This window comes from Methylomagnum ishizawai, from assembly GCF_900155475.1.
GTDB classification, from domain to species: Bacteria; Pseudomonadota; Gammaproteobacteria; order Methylococcales; family Methylococcaceae; genus Methylomagnum; species Methylomagnum ishizawai_A.
The window spans coordinates 297707-311024 of the sequence record NZ_FXAM01000002.1; the positions used below are offsets into that span (position 1 = coordinate 297707).

The following is a 13318-nucleotide window of genomic DNA, read 5'->3' on the forward strand; positions in this document are numbered from 1 at the left end:
CTTCGTCCTCCAAGCCGATGGCCGGGTCGTGCTGGAAAGCGCCGAGGGCCGCCATGCCGAAGCCCGCGCCCGTCCGGCCCGGACCGAGGAGAGGCCGCAGTTGGCGCTACCCGCCGCTCTGCCGGAAACCTGGAACCATGCGGCGGTTTACCAGCGGTTCGCGGCGTTGGGGTTTGCCTATGGGCCATTGTTCCGGGTGGTCCAAGGGATCGCCACGACCCCTGGCCGGGCGGGGTCGCGCCTCGCGTGGCCGGATGGTGTGCCAGCCAGCCGCCATCCCGCAATCGGGCTGCTCGATGGGATGATCCAATCGGCTTTGGGATTGCTGGATTCGGGGGAACAGCCTGTCACTGTGGTGCCCATCGGCTTGGGGCGGGCCTGGATCGATCCCGCCGCCCTGGCCGCGCCGCTGCGGGTCGAGGTCCGCGCCGTCGGCGATGCCGCCGCGTCCGGCGAGCGCCATTTGGATGTGGTGGCCTGGAATGCCGCCGGGGAAGTCGCGGCCCGCTTGGAAGGCTTGGCCGTCCGGGTGTCGGAGGCCGGAGACCCTATACAGCCCTTGCTATACCGTCCCGCTTGGCGGCGGGCCGAACTGGCGGCGGGATTCCAGCCCTTGCGGGAGGTCACGGTTTTGCTGTTCGACCACAGCGCCACCACTCCACCGGCGCTGTCCGGCCAGACTTGCATTTTGGTCACGCCCGGCCCGGCTTTCCGCGCCTTGGCTGACCACCGCTACGAACTACCGCCCGGTGATCCCGCCGCCTTGTCGGCATTGGCCCAAGCCTTGGCCGGGCGGGGATTGCATCCCGATGTCTGGCTGAACCTCTGGCCCCGCACCCAGGCCGATGACGATGCCGCAACCCGTTTGGCGCTGGGACCTTTGACCTTGCTGCACGGGCTGCGGTCTTGGCTGCCACGGCGCGATGCCTCCCGTACCTTGCGGGTGGTACAGGTCGGCCCCGCCGCCAAGGACGCCGATCCGGCTCAGGCCGCGACCGCCGGTCTGTTCCATGCGCTGGCCGGGGAAGAACCCCGCTTCATGGGCAACACCTTGGCTTTACCGGAAGGCGTTGATCCTTGGCCCATACTGCTGGCCGAACTGGCGGAGGCTGAAGGTGCCGGGGAAATCCTTCTGGATGCCGAGGGCCACCGCCATGTCCGCGCCTACGTCCCCGTGCCGGAATCCGGCGGCGTGGCAGACCCGCTTGCCCATGCGGTCTGCCTGATTACGGGCGGCTTGGGCGGTTTGGGTTTGGCCTTGGCCGCGCATCTCTGGCGTACCCGGCGGGCGAAACTCGCCTTGCTGGGCCGCACCCCGCCCCAGGAGCGGGCCGCGCAAGTCCTCGCGGCGCTCCGGGCCGAAGGGGCCGATATCCTGGAATTGCGGGCCGATTTGAACGATACCGCCGCCCTAGCCACCGCCTTGGCCGATATCCGCGTCCGCTGGGGCGCAATCCAGGCGGTATTCCATCTGGCGGGTGTGCAGGCCGATGGTTTCCTGCGCGGCCTGCCGGTCGATGTCCCGGAACGGGTGCTGGCCCCGAAAATCGGCGGCACCTTGGCTTTGTTATCGGCCTTGGCGGGAAGTCCGGTACGGCTCTGGGTGGGCTTCGGTTCGCTGGCCGGTGCTTTCGGTGCGCCGGGCCAAGCCCCGTATGCCGCCGCCAACCGGGCCATGGATGCCCTGCTGGAACGCGCCGCCCATGAACACCCGGATTGGCGGGTATTGGCCTTGGACTGGGGCTATTGGGCGCTGGATGGGGGTATGGCGGTGCGGGATCGCGACGCAGCATCGGTCCAAGCCAGCACCGGCCTGACCGGGTTCACCCCGGAGCAGGGCATGGCCTTGCTGGATCGGGTGTTGGCCGCACCCGTATCTGGGCGGTTATTGCTGGCCCAGGGTCGGCGGGCGGTGTTCGAAGCGTTCATGGCGGGGTCCGGCCCGTCGGTCCCGGCCACTCCGCCCGCCGCCGCCCCGGAGGATTTCCTGGCCTATCTCACCGGCATCGTCGCGGAAATCACCCACACCCCGGCCCAGCGGCTCGGCCCGGATCGCGCCTTGGACGAGTTCGGGATCGATTCCATCATGATTACCCGGCTCAATGCCCGCTTGGAACGGGATTTGGGCCGGATTTCCAAGACCTTGTTTTTCGAGCATCCCACGCTCAGGTCGCTGGCCGCTTATTTGGCCCGCCAATATGGGGGAGTCCGGCCCCAGGTCCGGGCCGCGGCCAGCCCGCCGCCGGTCCCGGACGCCGATCCCGCTGCCATCGCCATCGTCGGCATGGCGGGCCGGTTTCCCGAAGCGGGCGATTTGGACGCCTATTGGCGCAATTTGCTGGCGGGCCGGGTGTGTATCCGCGAAATCCCCGCCGGGCGCTGGCCCTTGGCGGGTTTCTACGACCCGGACCCGCAACGCGCCGGGACTAGCTATGCCAAATGGGGCGGTTTCATCGAAGGCGTGGACCGCTTCGACCCCTTGTTCTTCAACATCGCCCCCGACGAAGCCGCCCGCATGGACCCGCAGGAACGCTTGTTCCTGGAAACCGCTTGGCAATGCCTGGAAGACGCCGGTTCGACCCGCGCCGGGTTCGGCCCGGCCGGGGAACGCGAGGTCGGGGTCTATGTCGGCGTGATGTATGGCGATTACCAATTGCTGGCCCATGATGCCGCCGCCGGGCAGGGCACCATCGGCGGGGCCGCGCCGTATTGGTCCATCGCCAACCGGGTGTCCTATGCCTTGGGGCTGGAAGGACCGAGCCTCGCGGTGGATAGCGCGTGTTCTTCCTCGCTGACCGCTTTGCATCTGGCTTGCCAGGCCATCGCGGCGGGCGATTGCCGCGCCGCCTTGGTCGGCGGGGTCAATCTCAGCCTGCATCCCGACAAATATATCGGCCTGAGCCAGGGCCGGTTCGCGTCCAGCGATGGCCGTTGCCGGTCGTTCGGGGCCGGGGGTGATGGCTATGTGCCGGGCGAGGGCGTGGCGGCGGTATTGTTGAAGCCGCTCACCGCCGCCCTGGCTGCGGGCGATGTGATCCACGGCGTGATCCGCGCCACCGCCATCAACCACGGCGGGCGCACCAATGGCTATACCGTGCCCAATCCCGCCGCCCAGGCCGCCGCCATCCGCCGGGCTTTGCGGCGGGCGGGTCTGTCCGGGACCGAACTGGGCTATATCGAGGCCCACGGTACCGGCACCCGTTTGGGCGATCCCATCGAAATCGAAGGCTTGGTCCAAGCCTTGGGCGGGAACGTGCCGCCGGGCGCGATTCCACTGGGTTCGGCCAAGGCCGCTATCGGGCATTTGGAGGCGGCGGCGGGGGTTGCGGGCCTCATCAAGGTCTTGTTGCAGATGCGCCATGGCCGATATGCGCCCTTGCCGCTGGCGGGGCCGGTCAATCCCGATATCGATTTCGCGGCCACGCCCTTGCGTTTGCAAACCACGGCGGCTGCCTGGCCGACCGCCGCCGATGGTCGCCGTTATGCGGGCGTGAGTTCGTTCGGCGCGGGCGGGGCTAATGCCCATGTGATCGTGCAAGACCCGCCGCCCCGCCCGGCCCGCACCGCTGACGGCTTCGCCCGTGTGGTTCCGCTGTCGGCCCGCACCGAAGCCCAGGTCCGGGCCTTGGCCGGGGCGTTGGCCGGACATCTGGCCGGGCGCGAGCCGCCGCCCACCTTGGCCGATCTTTGCCATACCCTGACCATAGGCCGTGAATCCCTGCGTTGCCGTTGCGCCTTCGTGGCCCAGGATAGGGACCACGCCCGGAACCTCCTCGCCGCCATCGCCGAGCGGCGGGAAGGCGGCGGCGTGGTTTGGGGCGAAGCGCCCGACGATAGCGGTGCGGCCCCCGCCCAACCCGGCGGCGGCGACTTGCCCGCCTTGGCGGAATTCTGGTGCCGGGGTGGGGCGGCGCTCTGGCCCCAGGACGGGACGCGGATATCCTTGGCGGCGCGGCCTTTCCTCGGGGGACGCCATTGGCTGCGTGCAACCCCGCCGATCCCGGTCTCCGTACCGCCCGTGCCCGGCGATTGGACCCGCCAGCCGCGCCCGCTCCGGGAGGGGGAACAGGCGGCTTGGCTATTCACCCTGCCGCCCGATTCCACCCTGTTGAGCCAACACATCGTCGGCGGCGAGCGTTTGCTGCCCGGTGCCGCCATCGTGGCGATGGCCTTGGAACTGGAACCGGCGGGGCTGAAGGAATTGACCTGGATGCAATCCATCCGGGCCGGTGCCGCGCCGTTGCGGCTGGATTTCTCGCTAAGGTCCACTGCAGCGGGTACGGCGTTCACGGTGCGGGCGGGCGACGACCCCGCTGTGCTGGCTGCGGGTGTGATGGGGGCCGTGTCCGGCGCGATGGCGGTTTCCGAGCTTCCCGCCGGGGCCGGGGCAGTGGTGGAAGCCGGTGATTTTTATCGCCGCCTCGCCGAACTGGGTTTGGAATACGGCGGGCGGTTCCAGGGGGTGCGGCGGTTATGGCCGGATGCCGTGCTGGCCCGCGCCGAATTGGCAATCCCCGACCACGCCAGCCCTGCACTCGACCCGGCTTGGCTGGATGGTGCGTTCCAAACCCTGGCCGGGCTGTTGCCGGATTTGCGGCGGGCGGTGCGCGGCGAAGGCGTGCCGGTGCCGTATACCCTGGGTTCGGTGGCGGTCTTCGGTGATTGGCGGCAGGTCCGCGAAGTGCGGGCGCGGCGGCTTTCGGCACCGGATGCGCCCGTGCAGCGTTTCGCCCTGGCCTTGGTCGATGCGGCGGGCCGACCCGTGCTGTCGGTCGGGGAACTCACCGCCCGCCGCCGCATCCTCGCCCCGGTCGCAACGCCTCCGACCCTGCTGAAACCTATCTGGGTGGCCCGTCCGGTCCAAGGGCCGCGGCCTGGGCGGGCGCTGGTCCTGGTCGCGCCGGGTGCGGAAAGCTTGGCTGCGGAACTGGCCGGGCGCTTCTTGGATGCCCCGGTGCTGGCCTTCGACGCGGCGCTGCCAACCGGCTTGGCACTGGCGGGCCGGACGCTTTATTACCTGGATACCGCCGAGGGCGCGGTGCCGCCCCCGGAAGGCGACGCCGGGATTTGGGCCGAAGCCGCGGCCTCGCGTAGCCTGCGCTTGCTGGCGGTTTTGCGGCGGCTGGCCGCTGGCCCGGAGGGCCGGTCCATCCAGCGGATGGTGATCGTCACGCGGGGCGTTTACGCGGTCCATGCCGCGCCCGGCCTGGAACGGGCCAGCGATGCCGCCGGTTTGCACGGACTGGCGAAAGCCGCCGCCCGCGAATGGCCGGGTATCCCGGTCGTCGCCGTGGATTTGCCCGCCGAGGGGGATGGCCGCGCCTTGGACCGCTTGGCGGCGGAACCGGGCGATAGCGCCGGGGCCGAAATCGCCTATCGGCAAGGGCGGCGCTATGTCCGCCGCTTGCGGCCGGTGGTGGTGGCCGGGGAGAGCCGCCTCCCCTTGGAACAGGGCGGAACCTGTTTGATCGTCGGCGGCATGGGCGGGGTCGGGCGGACTTTGGCCGAGCATTGGGCGCGGGAATTCGGTGCCCGGATCGTGCTGGTGGGTCGCCGTCCCGCCGCTGCCGATAGCGCCGGATTCACCGCGAAGTTGCGGACCCTGGGCGGCGATGGTCTTTATCTCCAAGCCGATGCCAGCGATCCTGCCGCCTTCGCCGCCGCCGTGGCCCAGGCCGAAGCCGCGTTCGGACCCATCCAAATCGCGGCGCAAAGCGCCTTGGCCTTGCGCGATAAAACCTTGGCGCTGATGGACGAGGCCGATTTCCGCGCCGCCTTCGCGCCACGGGCGGCGGTGGGCGCGGCCTTCCTGGCGGCGTTCGCGGCGCGGCCACCCCGTTGCCTCTTGCTGTTTTCTTCCGCCAACCTGTTCCTGGGCCAGCACGGCCAGGGCAATTATGTCGCCGGGAACGCGGCCTTGGCGGCGCTGGGACAGGCGGCGCGGGCGCGGGGCTGGCCGGTGCATTTGGTGCATTGGGGCTTGTGGGGCGAGGTCGGCGCGGTGGCCGATCCCGCCATACAGGCGCGGTTTTCCGCCGAGGGCGTCCTGCCCATCACCCCGGACCTGGGGGCGGCGCTGCTGCCGATGGCCTTGGCGGCGGGCGCGGATATCGCCGCCGTGCGGGTCGAACCGGCCCGCTTGGCGGCGCTGGAATGGGTGGAGCGCCAAGCCTGGCGGCGGGCCGAACCGACCGGCCCGGCTCCCACCGCCCCGGCGCTGGCGGCGCAGTTGGCGCGGGCCGTTCCGGTCGATGAGTCCATCGCGGCGGCGGGAACAGCCTTCGCCATTTTGGAGCGCTATGGTTTGGCGCGGGTGGCCGGGATGTTCCGTGCCCTGGCCGGTGCCGCCGCCCAGCGCCGCCTGACCCCGGCCCGGCTGTGGCGGGAATTGGGCGTGGTCCCGGACTATACCCGGCTGGTCCTGGCCCTGTTGCGGCGGCTGGCCGAATTGGGCTGGGTGGAGGAACGCGACGGGCTGTGGCGGCTGGCCGGGGCGGAAACACCGGATTTGGACCGATACCGCGCCGAACTGGACGGCTGGACCCAGGACCGCCCTTGGCTCGCCGCCAACCGCGATTTATTGGAAAGCTGTCTCGACGCCTATCCCGCCGTGCTGCGCGGGGAGCGGGCCGGGTCGGCGGTGTTGTTCCCGGATGGCGATACCCGGCGGGTGGCGGTGGCCTACCAGGGCAACCCTATTTCCGACCGGGCCAACGCTTTGTTGGTCGCGGCGGTCGTGGCCGAGGTCGAAGCCCGTTTGAAGGCCACGCCGGGGCCGGTCCATCTGCTCGAAGTGGGCGCGGGCACCGGCGGTAGCACCCTGCCCGTGCTGGCCGGGCTGCGGTCCTGGCGGGAGCGCGTCCGCTACCACGCCACCGATATTTCCCCGTATCTGGCCCAGCGCTTGCGCGGACGTTGCGCCGAGGAAGGTTGGGAAATCGAGGCTGCGGCTTTGGATATCACCCGTGCCCCAGGACCGGAGGACACGGCCCGTTACGATTTGATCATCGCCGCCAATGTGGTCCACGCCACCCCGGATATTGCCGCGACCCTAAGCCATTTGCGGACCCGGCTGGCGGCGGGCGGACGCTTGTTGCTCAATGAACTGACCGCCCGCCGCGACCTGGGCACCTTGATTTTCGGCCTGACCCCGCAATGGTGGATGGCGGACGACCCCGAACTCCGGCTGCCCGATAGCCCGGCGCTGGCCCCGGAGGCGTGGCGGGGCGTGCTGGCCGAAACCGGCTGGATCGAACCGCTATCCATAGGCGTGGAAGGCGAAGCTGAAACCAGCGGCCAAAGCCTGGTCACGGCCCTGGCCGACGCATGGAACCCGGTCGGCCCGGATTCCGAAGCCGCAAGCCCGTCCGTCCCAGCCCCCGCCGTCCCAGCCGCAACCCCGGCCCCGCCCAGGCTGGCGGAAGGAACCGCGCGGGACGGGCTGGAGCCGATGCTGGATTATCTCAAGCGGCTGTTCACGGCGGTGCTGGGGGTGGACCCGTCCGAGATGCGGCCCGGCGATACCTTCGAGCGCTACGGCGTCGAATCGCTCTCGGCCCTGGAAATCCGCAACCGCATCGCCGCCGATTATCCGGCGGTGTCCAGTACCCTGCTGTTTGAACACAACACCCTGCGCCGCCTCGCCGAGCATTTGCTGACCCTGGGCGTTCCGGCCCAGCCGCACCGCACCCCGCCGCCCCAAGACCTGCCACCCGCCCCGGCTCCTTCGGTAGCCGAGGATGCGGAATCCCAGCCCGCGCCACCGGTCCGGGCCGAACCCATCGCGGTGATCGGTTTCGCCGGGCGTTTCCCCGGCGCGGACACCCCGGAAGCACTGTGGACGTTGCTACGCGAAGGCGGCAGCGCCTTGGGGCCGGTGCCCGCCGACCGCTGGGACGCCGAGCGCTATCTGGACCGGGGCGCAGGCAAAGTGCCCGCGCCCGGCCATTGCCGTTCGCGCTGGGGCGGTTTCCTCGAAGGCATCGACCGCTTCGACCCGCTGTTCTTCGGCATCCCGCCCCTGGAAGCCGAAACCATGGACCCGCAGGAACGCCTGTTCATCGAAACCTGTTGGAACGCCCTGGAAGACGCTGGCACCACCCCGGCCCGCCTCGCCGATCAAGCCCGCGCCACGGGTGCGCCGGGTTCGGTGGGGGTGTTCTGCGGCGTGATGAACACCGCCTATCAATGGCTGGCCGCCGAGGCTTGGCGGGCCGGGGAAGACCGCGCCGCCAGCAGCCATTTCTGGTCGATCCCCAACCGGGTGTCGTATTTGTTCGATTTCGATGGCCCCAGCTTGGCCGTCGATACCGCTTGTTCGTCCTCGTTGACCGCCTTGCACTTGGCCTGCGAGAGCCTCAGGCGCGGCGAATGCGGCGCGGCCTTGGTCGGGGGTGTCAACCTGATCGCCCACCCCAGGCAGTTGGTGAACCTGGGACAAGCCGGGATGATCGCCGCCGGGGCCGAATGCCGGGCTTTCGGGGCCGGGGCCGATGGCTTCGTCGATGGCGAGGGCGTGGGCGTGCTGGTGTTGAAACCCTGGTCGCGGGCGCTGGCCGATGGCGACCGCATCGACGGCTTGATCGTCGGCAGCGCCCTCAACGCCGGGGGCAAGACCGGCGGCTTCACCGTGCCCAATCCCAGGGCGCAAACCGCGGTGATCCGCGCCGCCCTGGATCAAGCCGGGATCGGTGCCGATGGCCTCTGCTTGATCGAAACCCATGGCACCGGCACCGAATTGGGCGACCCCATCGAAGTGGCGGGCCTGTTGGCGGCGCTGAAAGACCCGGCCCCGGCCCAGCGCCTGCCCTTGGGCACCCTGAAGGCGAATATCGGCCATTTGGAAGCGGCGGCGGGCATCGCCAGCCTCATCAAGGTGTTGCTGCAATTACGCCACGCCACCATCGCGCCGGCCCGTCATGCCGCCACCCCCAATCCCTTGATTCCCTGGCCGGACGCGCCGTTCCGCCTGCCCGCCGACGCCGAACCCTGGCCGCAACCCCCGCATCGTCCGCGCCGGGCGGCGGTGTCCGGTTTCGGCGCGGGCGGGGCCAATGCCCATGTCATCGTCGAGGCAGCCCCCGCCACGCCGCGGCGGGCGGTACCGGCTTCCCCGGAACACTTGCCGCTGACGGCCAAGACGCCCCGGCTCCTGGCGGAACTGGCAGGCCGGATGGCCGAGGCGGTCGCCGGATTGGCCCCGCGCCACGCCGGTGGCGATACCCGTACCTTATTGGCCGATATCGGCAGGACGTTGCGCGAAGGCCGGGTCGGGCAGGCCCATACCCTGTGGTTCGCCGCCCATGATGTCGATGAATTCGTCGCCGCCTTGCGGGCGGTGGCGCGGGGCGGAATCCCCCCGGAACCGGCGCGCCCCCCGGTCGAGCCGCCGTGTGATCCCCGCGCCCGGCCCGTGTCCCTGCCCACCTCGCCGTTCGACCGGCAACGTTATTGGCTCGATGTGGAACCCGCGCCGCCCGGTGGCGTGCCCGGTGTCCGGCCCGCAGTGGCGGATGCCGGGCACGCCACGCCACCGGCTACCGCCACCCAGCTTCTAGGCTTGGAATGGATGCCCGATCCTGTGCCGACCGCAGGGGCGTCTCCATCCCGCACCATCCTGTTGATTGGCGGTGGCGCGGCGTTGGCGGCGGATTTGGCCGGTTTGGGCCATGCGGTCGAACGGCTGTCGGCGGCGGGCACCGAATGGCAAACCACTCTGGCGCACGCGGGCGAACCCTGCTGGGTCGTCGTCGATGGCCGTGGCGGCGACGCAGCCGGGCCGATGCTGCGGGCGGCGCTGGATATCGCCCGCCGCGTCGTCGGCACAGCGGGACCGGGCCGCCTTTTGCACATCGCATCCTTGGGTGCGGACGGTCAGCCGCTGCCAGCGTCCATCGCGATAGCCGCTTTGTTCCGCTCGCTGGTTCTGGAAAATCCGGCCTGTAGCGCCGCCGCCGTGGCGATGGCACAGCCCACCGCCGCCGCCATCGCCGCCGAATTGGCGGCTTTGGACCGGCCCGGCAGTTATGGCGTCCGCTATCTGGGGGCGGAACGCCAGCAGTTGGCTATCGCGCCGCCCGCCGCCGGGTCGGCCCGTCCGTTGCCGGGCTTCCGCGAGGGCGGGAGTTATGTGCTGGTGGGCGGTTTGGGCGAAGTGGGTCGGCCTTTGGCCCAGGTCTTGGTGCGTCGCTACCGGGCGCGGGTGGCGATTCTGGGCCGTACCGCGCCGGATGCCCAGGTTCAGGCGCGGTGGGCCGAGTTGGGGAGTTCGGGTTCCATCCGCTATGTGCGTTGCGATATCAACGACCGCGCCGACTTGGCTGCGGCCCTGGCCCAGGTCGCGGAGTTTCAGGGCGGCATCGATGGCGTGTTGCATCTCGCCCGCAAGGTCGCGCCCGCGCCCTTGCACGCGCTGCGACTGGAAGACGCCGCCGCCACCCTGGCCCCCAAGGTCGAAGGCAGCTTGAATTTGCTCGGTGCGCTGGCGGCTTACCGCCCGGATTGGCTGATCCTGTTCTCGTCCCTGGCCGCTTGGGCCGGGCAGGCGGGCGGGGCCGATTACGCGGCGGCTTGTGCGTTCCAGGACGGTTTGGCCCTCGCCGCCGGGCCAATGCCGACGCCGGTACTGGCGGTGGCTTGGCCGCAATGGGAACACGACCTTTATCTCGACGCGGCCAAACGGCAGCAATGGTCGGCCCTCGACCTCGCCACGCTGGACATCGAGGCCGGGCTGGACGCGCTGGAAAACCTGTTGCGGCAAGGGCCGGGTGCCTATGGCGTCCTCCACGGCGCGGATTCGGCGCTCGCCCGTTTGGCGGAGCGCTTGCCGGGCTACCGGGCCGCGCCGTCCTGGGCCGGGCAATTGGCCGGGTGGGACGCCGCGACCTTGCGGGCCTACCGCGATTACCTGCGGGCCGAAGGGCTCGCGCCGCCTACCCTGGACAGTCCACAAGACCCGCCCGCTTCCGCCGCGGACACCTTCGCCGCCGAGGTGCTGGCGGTGTGCGCCGAGTATTTGAAAATCGCGCCGGACCTGTTGGCCCAGGCTTCGTTCGCCGAACTGGGCCTGGATTCGATCCGCGCCCTGCATTTGGCCGAGCGCTTGCAACGCTGCCTGCAACGCCCCGTGGAACCTGTCATGCTGTTCCAACATCCCACCATCGCCCGCCTTTCCGAGGCTTTGGCCACCGCAGGAGCCCACCCGTGAATCCATCTGTGGAAACCGCCGATGTCCTGACCCGCGAAATCCTCGAACTCCTGGCCGCGACCGCGCCGGAATCCGGGCGCTTGTCCCCCGCCGAATTCGCGGCCCGGCATCAGGCCCGCCCCCAGCCGCGCAAGACCCTGGATTTCAGCATCATGTTCTTTTCCGCCGCCGCCGACGCGGTGCCCGCCGCCGGGTTGTATGATCTGCTGCGGCGGGCGGCGGTCAGCGCCGACCGGCTGGGGTTTGCCGCGATTTGGTTGCCGGAGCGGCATTTCCACCGTTTCGGCGGCGCTTATCCCGCGCCGGCGGTGTTGGCGGCGGTGTTGGCCGACCTGACCCGGCGGGTGCGTTTGCGGGCGGGCAGTATCACCTTGCCTTTGGATTCGCCGATCCGGGTCGCCGAGGCTTGGGCCATGGTCGATCAGCTTAGCGGGGGGCGGGTCGATCTCGGTTTCGGCAACGGTTGGAGTCCCAATGATTTCGTATTGGCCCCGGAGTGCTTCGCCGAACGCAAAGGCATCCTGCGCGAGCGTATCGAGCAGGTGCGCGGGCTGTGGCGCGGCGAGGCTTTGTCGTTCATCAATGGCGAGGGCGGGCGGGTTCCGGTGCGGACCTGGCCCCGGCCCGTGCAGGCGGAACCGCCGATCTGGATCGCCGCCACCGGCAACCCGGAAACTTTCGCCTGGGCCGGTGCCCAGGGGTTCAATATCCTGACCATGTTGCTCGGCGGCACGCTACAGGACACCGCCGGGCGGGTCCGGGTGTACCGAGAAGCCCGCCGCGCCGCCGGTTTGGACCCCGCAGGGGGCCGGGTGGCTTTGATGCTGCATACCCTGGTCCACCCCGACCGGGCGCGGGTGATGGCGGCGGTCCAGGAGCCGTTTACCCGCTATGTGCGCGACGCCCTCGACGCCCAGCGCCATGCCAGCCCGGAAGGCCGGGCCTTGGACGAGACCCAACGCGAACAGATGGTGCGCTATGCCACCGAGCGCTATACCCGTACCGCCGCCTTGTTCGGCCCGCCCGAAGATTGCCAAGCGCTGTTGCGGGAGATTGCCGGGGCCGATATCGACGAAATCGCTTGCTTGATCGATTTCGGCCCGGAAACGGATTTGGTCCTCGAAGCCTTGCCGCATCTGGCCGGACTGCGCGACCAGTGGAACGGCGTCCCGGCCTGCCATCCCGCGCCGGAACCCGCCGCCATCGCCACGCCGAACCATTCGCCCATCGCGATCATCGGCATGAGCGGCAGCTTTCCGGGTGCCCCGGATTTGGCGGCTTTGGCCGAGGCGCTGGCCGCTAATACCTCGGCCCTGCGTCCGCCGCCGCCAGGCCGTTATGGCGCGGAAACCCCGGCCTTGGCCTTGGGTGGTTTCATCGACGAGGTGGAATGGTTCGATCCCACGCCGTTCCGCTTGTCCCCGGCGGAAGCCGCCGTCATGGACCCACATCAGCGCTTGCTGCTGAGCGCGGCGCGGCGTTGTTTCGCCGATGCGGGGCTGTCCCCCGCAGCGGTGGCGGGCACGGCGACCGGGGTATTCCTGGCCTTGTATTCCGACAGCCATAGCGCCCGCCAGCCCACCCCGCCCAACGGCCAGCCCGATCCCTTGGCCGCGACCGGGCGCATCCATGCCTTGGCCGCCAACCGGATTTCCCATGTTTTCGATTTGGCCGGTCCCAGCGAGGTCGTCGCCACCGCGTGTTCTTCGGGACTGGTGGCGGTGCACCGTGCCGTGCAGGCTGTGCGGGCCGGGGAATGCGCCATGGCCTTGGTCGCGGCGGCCAGCCTCCTGCTTAGCGATGGCGAATCCCGCGCCCTGGGCGGCTTGGGTATCTTGTCGCCGGAGGGCCGTTGCCGTCCGTTCGACCGGGCGGCGAATGGACAAGCGCGGGGCGAAGGCGTCTGTGCCTTGCTCTTGAAACCATTGGACGCGGCCTTGGCGGCGGGCGATCCCATCCACGCGGTGATCCGGGGCAGCGCGACCAATCACAGCGGTGCGGCCAGCGGTTCCTTGCTCCTGCCCAACGCCAACCGCCAAGCCGATTGCATGGCGCAAGCCCTGGCCGATGCCGATGTGCCGCTGGCCGGTTTGGGCTATATCGAGGCCCATG

At 69.9% G+C, this 13318-nt stretch carries 2 protein-coding genes (both cut by a window edge); both read left to right on the forward strand.

Annotation, left to right across the window (positions count from 1 at the left end):
• Positions 1 to 11206, forward strand: partial view of an SDR family NAD(P)-dependent oxidoreductase gene (locus tag B9N93_RS25030; protein ID WP_125469161.1) — the 3' portion only. 3266 nt of this gene lie to the left of the window's left edge; only the last 11206 of its 14472 coding nucleotides appear in the window; the start codon falls outside the window, past its left edge; it ends in the stop codon at positions 11204 to 11206.
• Positions 11203 to 13318, forward strand: partial view of a MupA/Atu3671 family FMN-dependent luciferase-like monooxygenase gene (locus tag B9N93_RS21835; protein WP_125469162.1) — the 5' portion only. 1364 nt of this gene lie beyond the right edge of the window; only the first 2116 of its 3480 coding nucleotides appear in the window; it begins with the start codon at positions 11203 to 11205; the stop codon falls past the right edge of the window. The genes B9N93_RS25030 and B9N93_RS21835 overlap by 4 nt, the downstream gene beginning before the upstream one ends.